General features: G+C 73.4%; 14 protein-coding genes. 9 read left to right on the top strand and 5 right to left on the bottom strand.

From position 1 onward, the window contains the following. Positions 1-197 precede the first annotated feature (197 nt). Positions 198-1,391 (top strand): IS701 family transposase, encoded by a 1,194-nt coding sequence (locus AAC944_RS15435; protein WP_051871925.1) that lies wholly within the window; start codon positions 198-200, stop codon positions 1,389-1,391. An 11-nt stretch (positions 1,392-1,402) separates the two neighbouring features. Here the strand turns inward: AAC944_RS15435 and AAC944_RS15430 are convergent, their stop codons facing one another. After that, positions 1,403-3,370: a helix-turn-helix domain-containing protein gene (locus AAC944_RS15430; protein ID WP_196943075.1), complete on the bottom strand. Its 1,968-nt coding sequence runs from the start codon at positions 3,368-3,370 to the stop codon at positions 1,403-1,405. A 273-nt stretch (positions 3,371-3,643) separates the two neighbouring features. Here AAC944_RS15430 and AAC944_RS15425 point away from each other — a divergent pair, with 273 nt between their 5' ends. Both AAC944_RS15425 and AAC944_RS15420 read left to right on the top strand, forming a co-directional pair. After that, positions 3,644-4,435, top strand: a complete 792-nt coding sequence (locus AAC944_RS15425) for a methyltransferase domain-containing protein (RefSeq protein ID WP_368397200.1) — start codon at positions 3,644-3,646, stop codon at positions 4,433-4,435. A gap of 135 nt (positions 4,436-4,570) precedes the next feature. Continuing rightward, on the top strand, positions 4,571-6,172 hold the full coding sequence (locus tag AAC944_RS15420) for an aminodeoxychorismate/anthranilate synthase component II (protein ID WP_051871927.1): 1,602 nt from the start codon (positions 4,571-4,573) through the stop codon (positions 6,170-6,172). Here the strand turns inward: AAC944_RS15420 and AAC944_RS15415 are convergent. From AAC944_RS15415 to AAC944_RS15400, 4 genes are all read right to left on the bottom strand, one after another. After that, positions 6,096-7,385, bottom strand: a complete 1,290-nt coding sequence (locus AAC944_RS15415) for an aminotransferase class I/II-fold pyridoxal phosphate-dependent enzyme (protein ID WP_196943077.1) — start codon at positions 7,383-7,385, stop codon at positions 6,096-6,098. The two genes, AAC944_RS15420 and AAC944_RS15415, sit on opposite strands and share 77 nt — an antisense overlap. A gap of 74 nt (positions 7,386-7,459) precedes the next feature. Continuing rightward, positions 7,460-9,274 (bottom strand): 2-isopropylmalate synthase, encoded by a 1,815-nt coding sequence (locus tag AAC944_RS15410; RefSeq protein ID WP_078888671.1) that lies wholly within the window; start codon positions 9,272-9,274, stop codon positions 7,460-7,462. 42 nt (positions 9,275-9,316) lie between these two features. After that, positions 9,317-10,108: a thioesterase II family protein gene (locus AAC944_RS15405; protein ID WP_030617586.1), complete on the bottom strand. Its 792-nt coding sequence runs from the start codon at positions 10,106-10,108 to the stop codon at positions 9,317-9,319. Next, positions 10,092-10,433: a helix-turn-helix domain-containing protein gene (locus AAC944_RS15400; RefSeq protein WP_051871929.1), complete on the bottom strand. Its 342-nt coding sequence runs from the start codon at positions 10,431-10,433 to the stop codon at positions 10,092-10,094. Before AAC944_RS15400 ends, AAC944_RS15405 begins: the two co-directional genes overlap by 17 nt. 280 nt (positions 10,434-10,713) lie before the next feature. Between AAC944_RS15400 and AAC944_RS15395 the strand changes: the two genes are divergently transcribed. Genes AAC944_RS15395 through AAC944_RS15370 form a run of 6 tightly spaced genes read left to right on the top strand, consistent with a single transcriptional unit; the run spans position 10,714 to position 15,229 of the window. Next, on the top strand, positions 10,714-11,082 hold the full coding sequence (locus tag AAC944_RS15395; RefSeq protein ID WP_030617592.1) for a cupin domain-containing protein: 369 nt from the start codon (positions 10,714-10,716) through the stop codon (positions 11,080-11,082). Between the two features lie 32 nt (positions 11,083-11,114). Then, complete coding sequence (locus AAC944_RS15390; protein ID WP_051871930.1) at positions 11,115-12,653, top strand: amino acid adenylation domain-containing protein; 1,539 nt, start codon at positions 11,115-11,117, stop codon at positions 12,651-12,653. Then, positions 12,637-13,047, top strand: coding sequence for a hypothetical protein (locus AAC944_RS15385; RefSeq protein ID WP_196943079.1), 411 nt, complete (start codon positions 12,637-12,639; stop codon positions 13,045-13,047). Before AAC944_RS15390 ends, AAC944_RS15385 begins: the two co-directional genes overlap by 17 nt. After that, positions 13,038-14,195, top strand: coding sequence for a cytochrome P450 (locus tag AAC944_RS15380; RefSeq protein ID WP_030617599.1), 1,158 nt, complete (start codon positions 13,038-13,040; stop codon positions 14,193-14,195). Before AAC944_RS15385 ends, AAC944_RS15380 begins: the two co-directional genes overlap by 10 nt. A gap of 19 nt (positions 14,196-14,214) precedes the next feature. Continuing rightward, a complete protein-coding gene (locus AAC944_RS15375) occupies positions 14,215-14,478 on the top strand; it encodes a hypothetical protein (protein ID WP_051871931.1) in 264 nt (87 codons plus the stop codon). Further along, the gene (locus AAC944_RS15370) at positions 14,471-15,229 is read left to right on the top strand and encodes an SDR family NAD(P)-dependent oxidoreductase (RefSeq protein WP_051871932.1); all 759 of its coding nucleotides are present in this window, start codon (positions 14,471-14,473) and stop codon (positions 15,227-15,229) included. The genes AAC944_RS15375 and AAC944_RS15370 overlap by 8 nt, the downstream gene beginning before the upstream one ends. The last annotated feature ends 10 nt before the right edge of the window (positions 15,230-15,239 follow it).

Below are 15,239 nucleotides of genomic sequence, written 5' to 3'. Positions count from 1 at the left end.
CGCCAGCGGGGTGGTGTCCGTGGCACCTGTCCGGAATGTCCCGGCGGCCCGGGGCCCCGGGGCGTCCCGGCAGGCCGGGCGGTGCCACCAGCAGGGGCGCGCGCGATGTGGGCGGATCCCCTTGTCCGGGAATCGCGGTCACCGGGAATGTCGGATCACCGCATCCGACCGACCGCACGGCAGAGGACGACGTACCGATGATTCCGACCGTCACCCAAGACAACGAGGTTGTGATCGCCGAACTGGGCTCGGAGGTGTTCGCCTCGCTCCGCCGGGCCGATCAGCGCAGAACGGCCATGGAGTACCTGCGCGGCATGCTGAGCGTGAGCGGCCGCAAGAACGCCCGCAACCTCGCCACCTGCGCCGCCGACCCGGCGGCGGAACAGCGGTTCCACCACTTCGTCGCCGGCTCCTGCTGGGACTGGCAGCCCGTGCGGGAGGCGCTGACCGGCTTCCTCGGACGCGTCGCGCCGCCCAGAGCCTGGGTGGCGCGGCCGCTGGTCCTCACCAAGACCGGGGACTGCTCGGTCGGCGTCGAGCGCAGGTACGTGCCGGAGGCGGGGCAGAGCGTGAACGCCCAGTTCGGGTGGGGGCTCTGGCAGGTGTCCAACGGCTTCGAAGTACCCGTGAACTGGTACCTGCATCTGCCCGAGAGCTGGCTGAGCGATCCGGTCCGGCGGAAACGCGCCCGGATACCGACCGGCTACCTGCCCCCGGCGTCGGCCGAGGACGGAGCGGTGCGCACGGTCCTGGAGACGGTGGCGCGGCAGCCGGCCCGGCTGCGGCCGGTGATCTCCGACGCGCGGCACGCGGCCCTCCCCACCCTGCTCCGCGGACTCGGCGCGGCACGCGTCCCGGCGCTCCTGCGCATCAACGGCTCGGTCCCGGTGGTGCTCGCCGACCGCAAGCTGCAGGGCTTCAACTGCCGCCCGCTCCCGGCCCACCAGCTGCTCTCCACGGCGGGCAGCCGCGTCAGGACCGCGCTCCGGCCCGGCGGGCGCGGCTCGGTGGCCGCGCTGCGGGTGCTGCTGCCCGGCCTCACCGACTCCGCCGTCCCGGCCGCGACGCGGCAGGACGGCCGTGGCGCGCTGACCCTGGTCGGCGAGTGGTCCGGAGCCGGGCCCTGGCCGGACCAGGTGTGGCTGACCGACGTCACCGCCCCGGCCCACGTGCTGCACGAGGCGAGCGAGCTGCCCGAACCGCACGCCGACGCGCTGGCGCGGGCCGCCGGGGCGGGGCTCCGCGACTACGGCGGCCGCTCCTTCCAGGGGTGGCACCGGCACATGACGATGGTGTCGGTGGCCCTGGCCGCCCGGGCACTGACCGCCGGCACCGGTGACACGGCCCCCATGACCGCCGTCCCCGGGCCGAGCGGCTCCCTGGCCGCCTGATCCGCCGTGCGTCACACGGCGTCCAGGGCGTCCGGCGCTGCCGGGCCCTCCGGCCGCGCCGGCTCGTCCTTGGACTCCAGTGACTGGCGGATCCGGTGGATGCGCAGGGCCAGCTGTATCTCCAGGGACTTGGCCTGCTCCTGCCAGCCGGCACCGAGCAGTTCGCTCACCCGCTCAAGGCGCCGGGACACGGTGTTGGGGTGGATGAAGAGCTGCTCGGCGGCCCGGGTCGGGCTGCCGCCGGACAGGAAGTACGCGTCCAGCGTGACGACGAGGTCCGCCGAGCGCTGGGCGTCGAAGTCCAGGACCGGACCGATCGTGTGGCGGACAAAGGCGTCCACGTCCCGCTCCTCGGTGAGCAGCATGGTCAGCGAGCCCAGGTCCCCGGCGGACGCCACACAGCAGGTGGCGCCGAGGGTGGCGAGCGCGCCCAGGGCCCGTACCGCACGCCGGTACGCCGGGGCCACCGGCTCCGGCCCGGTCAGCGGGCCGTCGACGCCCACGGTCACCGGGCAGCCGGCGGTCGCGGCGCGGCCGGTGGTGGCGTGCCCCTCCGCCACGGCGTCCTCGCCGGGCAGCAGCAGGGCCACGTGGTCGTCGCGGCAGACCTGGAGACCGTGCCGGTCACGGGCGTACGCGCGGGCCCAGGCCCGCACCCGGTCGGTCATGCCGTCCGTGGGCCGGGCCGCGAGCACGACGTACGGTTCGCTGAGGTCGAGCCCCACGGCCCGGGCCTGGGTCCGCAGCCGGTTCGCCGAGCCGGGGCCGGGCGTGAGGAGCGCCTCCAGGAGCTCCTCACGGGCCGCCGGGTCCTCCGGCCCGCCGCGCCGCCGCATCACCAGCGCCACGACGCGCGCACAGGCATACACCAGCCGGGTCGTGTCCTCGTCCAGGGGCGTGGTCCGGTGCAGCACCAGCTGTCCCAGCTGGGTACGGTCCGAGAAGACCGGGGCCACCCAGTGGTCCGCACCGCACGGGACCACCCGCCGGTCGGCGTGCGCCTCCAGCGCCACCGCGCGCAGCGCCGCCGGGTCGGGCGGGGTCAGCGGCGGCACGCCGGCGCTGCCGCGGGCCTGCCCGTCGGCGTCCTCCAGCAGTACCCAGCCGTCGAGCAGCTCCGCGACCGTGGTCAGCAGCTGCCGCGGCCCCGCGCCGTCGGCCACCTCGTCGAGCAGCGCCGACTGGGCGCGGGCCAGGCGCTGGGCCATCCGCAGTTCCCGTTCCACCGCGAGCGCCTCGTCCGCGCTCTCCCGGGCGCCGGCCCGGACGCTCTCCACCCATTTCATGGTGTCGAGCGCGGCCGCCGCCATCTCCCCGAGCGTGCCCATCTGGGCCACCTCCTCGGGCGTGAAGTGCCGTACGGCGCGGTGACCCGCGTAGAGAGCGCCGAGATAGGTGCCGTTGCTGCGCAGCGGGACGGCGATCACGGCCCGCAGCCCTTCGGCCCGCACGGTGCTGTCGATCTCGGGGGAGTGGGTGATGGTCGTGTCGTTCAGGTAGTCCGAGGTCCAGTAAGGAGCGTTGGTCGCGGTCGCGGCGTTACCGAGGCCGGCCCCACGCGGCACGGTGAAACCGGGGGTGAGCGCCGAGCAGTGGCCGTCCATGGCCTGCACCGTGCCGACGCCGGTGACCGGGTCGTGCAGGCTGATGTAGGCCATGTCCAGGCTGAACAGCGTGCGGGCCCGGCGGCAGGTCAGCCGGAGCAGTTCGCCGAAGTCGTGCGGGTGGATGAATTCGCGTGCGGCGTCCAGCAGCGTGGCGTGCCGGGTGTCCCGCTCCTGCCGCCGCTGGAAGTTGGTCTGTATGTCCCGGGCCAGCCGGCGGACCCGGTCCAGTGCGGCCAGGGTGTCGTGGTCGGCGCCGGCCCGGCGGGCGGCGTCCACCGGTTCGTCGAAGCGGGCGGGATGGGCTTCGGCCGCCAGCAGTTCCAGATATTCGAGAGCGCCGTCGAACAGCTCTTGGACCTGTACCTCACCCACGGTCTCCCCCACCATCCGTACCATCGGTCGCTGGTCAAACGATCATCGTGAGGCAGATGCTAGTGCCGGAGCGGTGACCTCAACACGGTGTCTTAACTGGCGGAACGGAGACGGGAGACGACCCCGGCGCGGGTGTGCTCCGGCCACCGCCGGAGCGCTCGAAGAGGTGGTGCGACCGCCTCGACCGGGACCGCCGCACTCCACCAGTGTGTGGCAACGGCGCCACGGTGCCGATGTTCCGTTCTCCCGTTCCTTCTTCCCGCCGAGGTTCTTGTGCTTCAGGTTCAGCAGGCAGAGCAGATCAAGCAGGCAGACCAGATCCAGCAGACCGAGCAGGTACGAAGCTACGAGCGTTCCCTCGCCCGGTGTGCCGAGTCGCGCACCCGCGCCGACCGCCCCCGCGTCTTCCGGATGGAGGGGCGCGAATGGGACCTGGCCGACGGGGTGTTCGCGCCCGTCCACTCGCCCTCCACCCGCGTCGGCCTGGACTTCCTGGGCCTCTCGGCCGGGTCGGCGCCGGCCCCCGCCGGGCGGCGCGGCAGCTTCCTGGAGGTGGGCTGCGGCACCGGCCTCATCGCCGTGTGCGCCGCCCTGCACGGCCACGACCGGGTGGTGGCCACCGACATCAACGCCGACGCGGTCCGGAACACCGAGCTCAACATCGCCCGGCACGGCGTCGCGGACCGGGTGCGCGCCGTGCACAGCGACCTCTTCACCGCCCTCCCGGCCGGCGAGCGGTTCGACACCATCTTCTGGAGCTCCAACTACGTCCTCGCTCCGGCCGGTTACCACTACCGCCACGACCACGAGCGCGCCTACGTGGACCCCGGCTACACCACCCACCGCAGGTTCCTCCAGGAGGCACCGGGCTGGACCACCCCCGGCGGCCGGGCACTGCTGCACTTCAGCAGCCGTGGCGACCTGGACCGGTTGCGGTGCATCGCGGCGGAGACCGGCACGGACCTGGTGGAGCTCGGCGTGACGATCGTCATGGAGGGTGACGAGCCCGTCTCGCACCTCCTGTTCCAGATCACGCGACAGCCCCTCGCGCGTGGGGCTCGCTGACCGCGAACTTGACGCATGCAGCAGGGACTTGACGGTCTGTCGTGTCGTGCTTCGCCGTCCCCGCACCGCATGGGCATACTCGGTCCGATCACCTGGACATCCCGCCCAGGAGGAGCGGACCGAGAGGAGACGGGCGTGGCGGAGGACAGACTCCTGGAGCGGGTGCTCGGGCCGAGTCCCCCGCCGTTCGCCCTGCTGCACCGGCCCGGAGCCGGGGCCGCCGACGTGGTCGACGCGCTCGTGGGCGACGTCACCACGGCACCGTCCCTGGCCGCCCTCCCCCTGCCCCTGCCGGACGCCACGGACGACGGCGGCGAGGACACCGCCCGGCACGAGACGCTGGTCCTGGCGCCGTGCCGGGAGGCCGGCGGGGACGGCCGCGAGGGCGCCGGGCCGCTCGCGCTCACCGTCACCGCCCAGGCCGCGCTGCCGCCGGACGAGGTCGTCGCCGGCATCCGCGCCGCGGGTGACCGCTCCCTCCGCCCGTACCTGGACGCCTTCCGGCAGCTCCTGGAGGGCGGGCACGGCGCCTACTGGGCGTACCTCGTGCACACCGGCGACCGCACCGTGGTCGGCACCGGCCCGGCCGGGCACGTCACCCTGCGCGCCGGTACCGCTGTGCTGCACCCGGCCGGCGGCACCCACCACGCTCCCGCCGGCCGGCCGGTCCTTGCCGGGGTCCTCGACCTGCTCACCGACGACGCGGACGCCGACCGGGCGCGCCGGGCTCTCGACGAGGGGCTCATGGCGATGACCCGGATCTGCGCCGGCGAGGTGCGGATACGCGGCCCCTGGCTCAGGGAGACGGCGACGGCCGTCGGCACCGCGTACACCGTCGAGGGGCGCTGCCACCTCGACGCCCGTGCCGTGCTCCGCGAGACGGGGCCCGACGGGGGCTTCGCCGCGCTGATCGGACGTGACCGGTACGGCGCCGTGTGCCTGGACTCCGCCGTCCTCGACCCCCAGGACGGGCTGGGCGCGGCCACCGCCCAGGAGGCGGCGCCGACGGCGGGGCTCGCCACGCACCCCCAGGTCAGAGCGCTGCTGGAGGCCCGTAACGCCGGGCTCGCCGGATTCTGGTTCGGACACCGGAGCGGCCTGCCCGGCCGCGGTCTGACCGGCCGCCGGACACTGGTCATCGACGCCGGGGACGGCTTCAACCCGATGCTCGTCCACCAGCTCACCGCGCTCGGCCTCGACCCCACCGTGCGGCGCCTGGACGAGCCGTACCTCGCGAGCGGTTACGAGCTGGTGGTGCTGGCGGCCGGGCCCGGCGACCCGCGGCTCGTCCGCCGCCCCGAGATCGCCCGGCTGCGCGACACGGCCGGCCGGCGCCTCGCCGACCGCCGTCCCTTCCTCGCCGTCTGCCTGGGCCATCAGGTGACCGGCAGCCTGCTCGGCCTCGGCCTGGTCCGCCGGGACACCCCCCGCCGCGGGGTCCGGCGCACCATCGACCTCTTCGGGGACCGCGAGCAGGTCGGCTTCTACGACACCTACGCCGTACGCGGCAGCAGCGACCGGATCGCCGTACCCGGTCTCGACCGGCCGGTGGAGGCCAGCCGGGACCCGCTCACGGGTGAGGTGTACGCGCTGCGGGGGCAGTCCTTCGCCTCCGTCCAGTTCCGCCCCGAGTCCGTCCTCACCCGGCACGGCACCCGCTTCATCGGCTCGCTGGTACGCGATCTGCTCGACGGGACCGGTCCCGGAGCCGGCTCAGGAGCGCGCCGATCCGCGTGAAACCGCGCTCCAGCTCGGGCAGTTCGCCGCTGAGGCTGAGCCGGAAGCAGCGGGTGGCGTGGCCCGGCAGCCCGGGGGTCTCCGCGGTGCCGAAGAAGTGGCGCCCGGGGACGATGAAGACGCCCTCCTGCTTGAGCAGACGGTAGAACTCCAGGTCGTCGAACCACTCGTGGTCGATCCACAGCCAGCAGAACATCCCGCCGTCGCCCTCGTGCAGCCGCCAGCGCACGTCGTCCGGAAGCAGGCCGTGCAGCAGGGCCTCGGCGTCCCGGCGCTTGTTCCGGTAGTACGGGCTGATCACCTTCTGCGTGAGCACGTCGAGTTCACCGCCGGTCAGCGCCCGTTCCACGACCGCCTGCACGGTCTGCGGGGCGTGCAGCACCGTGTTGGCCATGAAGGACACCATGGCCGAGACCGCGTCGGCGGGACCGATCGCGAAGGCGATGCGCTCGCCCGGTATGCCGGCCTTGGAGAGCGTGAAGCAGTTGATCACCCGCGGGTGGTGGACCGGCTCCAGCGCGTCGCCCGTCACCATGGGGAAGGGCCGCCCGTAGGCGTGGTCCACGACGAGCAGGGCGTCGTGCCGCTCGGCCGTGCCGATGAGGGTGTCCAGCTCGGCCGCGGTCAGGCTGCGGCCCGTGGGGTTGCCCGGGCTCGACACCAGCATCATGCCCATGTCCGGGACCCGCTGGAGGGCGTCGGCGGCCAGGGCGTACCGGAAGGCCCGGTCACCCGTCGGCACGACGCGGGAGCCGACGCCGACGGTGGCCGAGCCGACCAGGTTCAGGCCCTGGTAGCCGGTGTAGTCGGGAACGCAGGGCAGCACCAGGGGCCGGTGGCCGTCGGCCGACGGGCCGGTGAACAGGGTCGTGGCGACGAAGCACAGCATCTGGCTGCCGGGGCCCACCACGACGTTCTCCGGCCCGATGGACCAGCCGTACGCGGCGTTGAAGTAGTCCACGACGGCGGCCACCAGGGAGTGCGTACCGCGCGAAGGACCGTAGTGCCCGCCGGACGCGGGGAAGTCCGTGGTGAGCGCGGCCGCCGACAGCCGCTGCCAGGTCTCCAGCACCTCGGGGAGGGGCGAGGGATTGCCCACGCTGAGGTTGGCGCCGGTGGAGCCGGAGGAGCCCGCCGTGGCGGCGATGTCCTCCATGAGACTGCGGATGCCGGAGGGGCGGGACATCTGTCGTCCCCAGGTGGACAGCTGCACGGGTGGCTACCTCTTTCTCGGATGGCTCGGGTGGCTCGGGTGGCTCGGGTCGCTCGGTGGCTCGTGCGGGCCGCTCAGGCGGAACGGCCGAAGGCCGTGAGGACGGCGCGCAGCGCGGCGGTGCCGGGGTCCGGGGCGAGGCCGGCGCCGTGGCACGCGCGCCCCGCCACGGCCAGTTCGGCGAAGGCCACGTACGCGCTGTCGCCGGCGCGGAGGACCGGCTGGGTGGTCACGGCACGGAGCTCCCCGCGGTGGCCGGTCCGGCCGAGCGCGTCCACCAGGGCGGCAGCGGGTCCGTCACCGGCGCCCTCCAGCTGGAGCAGGCTGCCGTCCGCCCGTTCCAGGTCCAGCACGGCACGGACTTCAGGACCGTGTTCGGACGGGGCGGTCTTCAGCCGGTGGTCGCGCAGCGTGAACAGCGGCCGCGCGGGCCGCAGGTACGCGGCGTCGAAGATCTCCCACACCCGGTCGGCCGTGAGCTCGGTGCCGTCCCGGTCGGCGGCCTCCTGCACCAGGCGGGCGAGCTCCGGGCGCAGGGCGACGGGCACCGTGATCCCGTGCAGCTGTTCCAGCACGTGGGCCACGCCGCCCTTGCCGGACTGGCTGTTGATGCGGACCACGGACTCGTAGGTACGGCCGATGTCCCGCGGGTCGACCGGCAGGTACGGCACGTCCCAGGGCAGGCTGCCGGGCTCCCGGCCGGTGTCGGCGGCGCGCCGGGCCAGGGCCGCGAAGCCCTTGGCGATGGCGTCCTGGTGGGTGCCGGAGAAGGCGGTGTGGACCAGGTCGCCGGCGTACGGGTGGCGCGGGTGCACCGGAAGCCGGTTGCAGTACTCCACCGTGGCGCGGATCTCGTCCAGCCGGGAGAGGTCGAGCTGCGGATCGGTCCCCTCCCGCAGCAGGTTCAGGCCGAGCGTGGCCAGGCACACGTTGCCGCAGCGCTCCCCGTTGCCGAACAGGGTGCCCTCCACCCGGTCGGCGCCGGCGCGCAGCGCGAGTTCGGCGGAGGCGACGGCGGTGCCGCGGTCGTTGTGCGGGTGGACGGACAGGATGACCGCGTCGCGCAGCCCCGCCGCCCGCAGCCGCCGGTCGAACCACTCGACCTGGTCGGCGAAGACGTTGGGGGAGGCGGCCTCGACGGTGGTGGGGAGGTTCAGGGTGACCGGGAGTCCGGGGCTCGCCTGCCAGACCCCGGCCACGCCTAGGGCGAGCCGCAGCGCGAAGTCCGGCTCGGTCACGTTGAAGGTCTCCAGGGTGTACTCGAACCGCACCCGGGACCCGGTCAGGCCGGCGGCCCGGCGGGCGATGTGCGCGGCCGAGTCGAGGGCGAGACGCTCCACCTCGTCCGCCGTCATCCCGAAGACGGTCTCCCGCCACCGGCAGGCGGTGGCGTGGCAGAGGTTCACCATCACCCGCGACGCGCCCTCGATCGCCTCGAAGGTGCGGTCGATCAGCTCGGGCTTGGCGGGCGTGAAGACGGAGATCGTCACGTCGTCCGGTACGCGCCGCTGCGTGATCAGGTCGCGTACGAAGTCGAACTCCACCGCGCTCGCCGAGGGATAGCCGACCTCGATCTCCTTGAAGCCCATCCGGACCAGGAGGTCGAACATGGTGCGCTTGCGGTGCAGGTCCATCGGCTCGGGCAGGGACTGGTTGCCGTCGCGCAGATCGACCGGGCACCACAGCGGAGCGCGCTCCACGGTGCGGGACGGCCAGTCGCGGTGCTCCGGCTCGGGCGGTGGCGGAGTGTCGCCGATGTAGCGGTGCACCGGCAGCGCGGAGCCGGCCTGCGGGTTCCACCAGGGCTGGCCGCAGGCGGGCGGCCCGGCGGGAGTACGGAGGAGGGAGTGTTCGGGCGGCGCGGGGAAGGTGTCGGCCAGGCGGTTCACAGCGGGTTTCTCCAGCTTCCGGCGGTTGAGGGGACGGTCGGGTCAGCGCGTGGCGCGGGCCGCCGCGGCGGCGATGCGGCCGAGCTCGGCCGCGGGTTCCTGACCCGAGAAGAGGAAGAAGTGCCCGCCGGGGAAGGCACGGACCTCGGCGCCGGCGCCCACGGAGGCGGCGGAGTCGGCGCTGCGGCTCAGTACGCCGGGTACGTGGGTGGGGTCCTCCAGGCCGTGCCAGAGGTGGTGCGGTACGGGGACGGCGGGCCCGCCGGGATAGGTGTCGGTGAGGTGCATGTCGAGCCCGAGCAGCCGTACGGCGTCGGCGAGCCGGGCCGGGTCGGCGAAGAGCGCGTCCGGGGAGCCGCCGAAGAGCCGCAGGTCCTCGGTGAGCTGTGCCTCGGTGCGGTGCGCGAAGGGGGCCGGGGGGCGCCGGTGCGGCGGGATGCCGTCCTGCGGGGCGAACGGGGAGGCGGAGAGGATCAGGGCGTGCACGAGCCGCTGCCGGTGTGCGGGCAGCGAGGCCGTGACGGAGTGCGCGAACAGCGCGCCCAGACTGTGGCCGAGCACCACGGTCGGCCGGTCCACCAGCGGATGGGCCTGAGCCGCCAGGCCGCGCAGGGCGTCCTCGAAGTCGTCGGGTGACAGTCCCGGCCTGGCCGCGCGGTTGGGCAGTTCGAGCAGGACGAGCTCGCACTCGGCGGGCAGGTGGGGCAGCAGCGGCAGGAACGCCGCGGCCGATCCGCCCGCGTGGTGCAGGGCGAGGACGCGTACGGCGGGGTCGGACGGTCCGATGCGCAGCGGGGCCGGGGCGCCGGCGCGGTGCTCAGGCGGCGCGGACACCGGCCGGCCTCCTCTCCGGGTGACGGGCCGCCGGACAGGTCTGCGCCCAGGCGCACGCGACCAGTCCCGCCTGCAGCCGGGATTCCACTCCGAGTTTCGCGAGTATCTGGCTCATATGTGATTTCACCGTGCGCTCGGAAATGTCGAGGCGACGCGAGATCGAGCGATTCGAATCACCGTTTCCGAGCAGTACGAGAATGGTCCTCTCGCGCGCCGACAGGGAGTCGACACGGTCGACCGCCGTACTCCAGCGGTACGGATCGGGGAGGTTCGGGAGGCTGTCGGTCCCCGGGTCCCGGGGGGCCTCCGCAAGGCGGACGATCATCTGTCTCTCCGGTACGTGCGGGCGTAGTGGCGGGGAGTCAGGGCCGGTCGGAGCGGTGCGTACCGCCGCGGTGCGACCCGGGCGGGATCGTGCCGGGTGCACGGCCCGGGCGCCAGCGGCGACCCGGCGGTCTGTCAGGTGTCCCGGTTCTCCATCAGGTCCGCACGGCCGCGCGGAACACCCGTACTTAGGTCCCATTGCCGGTCCGCCGAATTCACCACAGCCTGTTCCATGTCCGAGCCGGACAGAAATTCACGAGACGAAAGACGGTGACTTCGAGTTGAAGATCGAGTGGGAGAAGAGCGAGGTTCTTCCCGGTGAGGGAATCGCGCTGGAGCGCCGGCTGGCCTTCGGACAGGAGATGTCCTGCCTCCAGGTGATCGCCCCCGAGTCGGGCGAGCTGAACATGCAGCCGCACTGGCACGACAACGAGCAGTGGGTCGTGGTCACCGAGGGCACCCTGGTCTTCGAGGTCGAGGGCGTCGAGTACGAGCTCAACGCCGGTGACGTCGCCTTCATCCCGGCCCGCAAGCGCCACACGGCCACCCGGGTCGGCGAGGGCGGCGCGGTCCTCCTGGAGTTCTCCGCCCCCGCACGGCTGGACCTGGTCCCCGGGTCGATCGTGCCGTCGTCCATGCGGTTCGACTGACCGGCGGACCGGAGGTCCAGGAGGAACCGCAGATGAACTCCATCGCCCACGGCCCGGCCGTGCCCGACCGTACGATCCACGAGGAGGTGATCCGCACCGCCGGGCGGTACCCGGACCGGATCGCGGTGCGCGACCGGACGGAAGCGCTGACCTACGCGGAACTGGTCCGCGAGGCGCGCCACGTCGCGGCCGAGCTGTCGCGCCGCGGAGTGGGGCCCGGCAGGATCGTGCCGGTCCTCGCCCGGCGCAGCGCCCGGCTGCCGGCCCACCTGATCGGCGTGCTGCTGACCGGTGCCGCGTACGCCATGCTCGACGTGCGCTGGCCGCAGGCCCGGACGGCCGCCCTGGTCGAGGCCATGGGCGCGGACCTCGTCCTCACCGACGACGAGGGCGCGCAGCGGTCGGCCGGCCTGCCGGCGGAGAGCCGTACGTTCGCCGAACTGCGCGCGGCGCGGCAGGACGGCCCGGCCCCGGACCTCCCCCGGGTCCCCCCGCAGGACGCCGCCACCGTCTTCTGGACCTCGGGCAGCACCGGAGCGCCCAAGGGCGTGCTCTCCCCGCACCGGGCCACCACCCGCCTGTTCACCACCGATTCCGACCTGCCGTGGGGCCCGGCGCCCGTCCTGGTCAACGCCGCCGCGGTGGCCTGGGACGTGTACACGCTGGAGGTCTGGTCGATGCTGATCCGGGGCGGCACGCTCCTGGTCCACGACGACGACCTGCTGCTGCCGGCGGCCGTCCGCAGCTACATCGAGGACGGCGGCGCGACCCACCTCTTCCTCACCCCCGCGCTGTTCGACGCGCTCGTGGACCTCGACCCGGGCTCGCTGTCCGGCCTGGAGGTCCTCATGCTGGGCGGCGAGCGCCTCTCGCCGGACAGCTGCGGCAAGCTGATGGCGGCCGAACCCGGCATCGAGATCCACAACATCTACGGTCCGGTGGAGAGCTGCGCGTACGTCAGCACCCACCGGGTCACCGAGAAGGACCTCACCGCCGAGGGCGGCATCCCCGTCGGCAGGCCGGTGCCCGGCTCCGGCCTGATGGTGCTGCGCGACGGGGTCCCCGTGCCGTACGGGGAGGAGGGCGAGATCGCCCTCACGGGGTCCGGGCTCGCGCTCGGCTACCTCAACTCCCCCGAGCGCACGGCCGAGTCGTTCCGCGACCTCGACATCGCGGGGGAGCGGCGCCGGGTCTACCTCACCGGCGACCACGGGTGGCTGGACGAGACGGGCACGCTGCACTTCTCCGGGCGCAAGGACGGCCAGTTCAAGCTGGCCGGCCACCGCATCGAGCCCGGTGAGGTCGAGGCGGCGGCCCGCGCGGCCGGCTGCGGGCAGTCGGTCGCCGTGCCCGTGCGGGACCGCACCGGCACGCGGCGCCTGGTCCTCTTCGCGACGACGGCGCCGGCGGGGGAGGCGCTCACGCCGCAGACCGTGACCGACCGGCTCCGTGAACGGCTGCCCGCCTACATGGTCCCCAGCCGCGTCCACTTCGTCGAGGAGTTCCCGCTCCTGGACAACACCAAGATCGACAAGAAGGAGGTGTCGCGGGCACATGGCTACGAGCTCTGAGCAGGTGGCGCTCGCCCTCGACTACGTCCAGGGGAAACGCCGCACCGAGCGGGTCCTGCAGGCCGCCGACGCGCTCCTGGAACGCTACGCGGACGAGGGCGACCCGCAGCGCCGCGTCCACCTGGCCTACGAACTGATCCGGCGCAACTTCGCCGAGCACGTCACGGTGGAGTACGACGGCATCACGCACCGCTCCGGTCCCGGCGCGGCCACGGAGGGCGAACTCCGGTACACCGCGCGCCTGACGGGCCCGGACGGGGAGCGCGGAACGCTGAGCGCCGGGTACGTACCGCCCGGCAAGCTCGGACTCACCGGCCCCGAGTGGCTGGCCGCCATGCGCCTGTTCTCGCGGATCGCGGGGATCGGCACGGGAGGCAGCGCCACATGTCCGTGACCGCGTCCCCGTCCACCGAGCTCCTCGCCCGCCCCGGCTGGTACCGGCACCTCCCGGCCGGCCAGGACGTGCACTTCCTGGCCAGCGGAGTGGTCGCGGTGACCGGGAACGCCGTGGTCCAGGAGGCCATGAACCGGCCCGAGCTGGTCGCCGACCATCCGCTCAAGGCCAGTTCACGGGTGCTCGGCCCCAACGTGCTCGACAGCGACGGCCCCGGACACCGGGCGTTCCGCGCCCTGCTCGCGCCGATCCTCGCCGCCCGGCAGGTCGAGCGCTGGCGTGACGAGCTGATGCCGGGGCTGATCGACGACCTGGTGGACAGCGTCGTGGGGTGCCGCACCGACGACTTCTACGGCACCTACGCACACCGCCTCCCGTACGGCATCGTCTCGGCGATCATGGGCGTGGACCGGAGCCTGGAGGACGAGTTCCACACCCTCACCCGTCCGCTGGCGAAGCTCCTGGACCATCCGACCGTGGAGACCGAGGCGGCCCGGCAGAGCCTGCCCCGCTTCCTGAAGCTGATCGACGAGCAGCGCTCGGCCCGGGGCCTGGCCCCCGACTCCCTGCTCGCCACCATCGAACGGACCCGGGACCGCAAGGCGATCTCGCTCACCGACAGCGAAGTACGTGCCACGGCACTGCTGTTCTTCCTGGCCGGCACCGAGACCAGCAGCGCCTTCATCACCTCCCTCGTCTACTGCCTCGGGCAGCACCAGGACGACCTGGCCGGACTGCTGGACGACACCGCCCGGGAGCAGTTCATCGAAGAGGTGCTGCGCCTGTACCCGCCGGTGCAGACGATCGCCCGGTTCGTGCAGGAGGACCTGGAGCTCGGCGGCGTCACCGTGCCCCGCCACTCGGCCGTCCTGGTCTCCCTCGCGGCGGCCAACCGCGACCCGCGGATCTTCCCGGACCCCGAGGCCTTCCGCCCGGGCCGTCCGGTGCGGTCCTCGCTGCCCTTCTCGGCCGGGCCGCACGCCTGCCCCGGTGCCCTGCTGGCCAAGGCGGAGTTCATGCTCCTGCTCGAACGGCTGGTACGGCGCTGCGCCCGCATCACGATCACCGACGACCGGCAGGGCCTGGAGAGCCAGTCCTTCACCCGGCCCACCGGCTTCACCGCCACCTTCACTCCCCGTACCGCCTGAACACCCGGAGACAACAGCCATGAGCAACACCGACACCGCCGTCAGCGAGCAGACCAAGCGCGAGCAGCTGCGCCAGTGGATCCAGGGGCTGCACGACGAGCCCGTCGAGGTGCCCGACGACATCGACCTGATCGACTCGGCCCTGGTGACCAGCCTGCAGTTCGTCTCGATGGTGATCGAGATCGAGCGGCTGCACGGACAGCGCCTCGAGCCCGGCGCCATCCGGATCGACACCATGCGGTCCCTGAAGGCCATCGACGCGGCGGTCTTCCAGGGTGCCTGAGCCGGAGCAGACCCCCCGACCCACCGGCACGGCCGTCGTGTCCGGCACCTCCTCCGGCATCGGCGCCGCGGTCGCGGCCCGGCTCCTCGAACGCGGCTACCAGGTCGTGGGCCTGTCCCGGCGGGGCAATCCCCGCCTGGCGGCACACCCGGGCTACCTGGACCGCAAGGCCGACCTGACCGACGAGGAATCCGTACGTGACGCCGTGGCCTCGGCGGCCGAGGTCACCGCGGACGGAGTGTCGGCGGTCGTGCTGAACGCGGGTGCCTCACCGGGCCCGCGGCAGCTCGCCGACGTCCCCTGGTCGGTGCCGGCTGGCGCGTACGAGTCCAACGTCCGTACCGCGCTCAACCTGGTGCAGGCGACGCTGCCCATGCTGCGCGCGAACGGCAGCGGCTCGCTGACCTTCGTCGGCGCGAGCCTGGCCAACGGCTACACCCCGGAGCGCTGGGCGTACGCGGCCAGCAAGGCCGCCATGACCACCCTCATGCGCGCCTGCTCCGTGGACCTGGCCGAGCACCGGATCGTCGCCAACGAGGTGCGGCCCGGACCGGTCGCCACCCCCATGACGATGGGCGGCCCGCCCGACGCGGAGATCCGCGAGGAGATCCTCGACGCGATCAACGAGGGCTACCGCACCGACTGGCTGAAGTCGGCGCGCCGGGTCGCCGAATGGATCGTCTCCATCGCCGAGTTCCCGCCCAACGGCCCCACCGGCCAGATCTTCAACTACAGCCGCAAGCCGCTGTGACCGCGGCCTG

Source organism: Streptomyces sclerotialus (genome assembly GCF_040907265.1).
In the GTDB taxonomy this organism is placed as follows: domain Bacteria; phylum Actinomycetota; class Actinomycetes; order Streptomycetales; family Streptomycetaceae; genus Streptomyces; species Streptomyces sclerotialus.
This window is presented reverse-complemented; position numbering and strand designations above follow the sequence as displayed.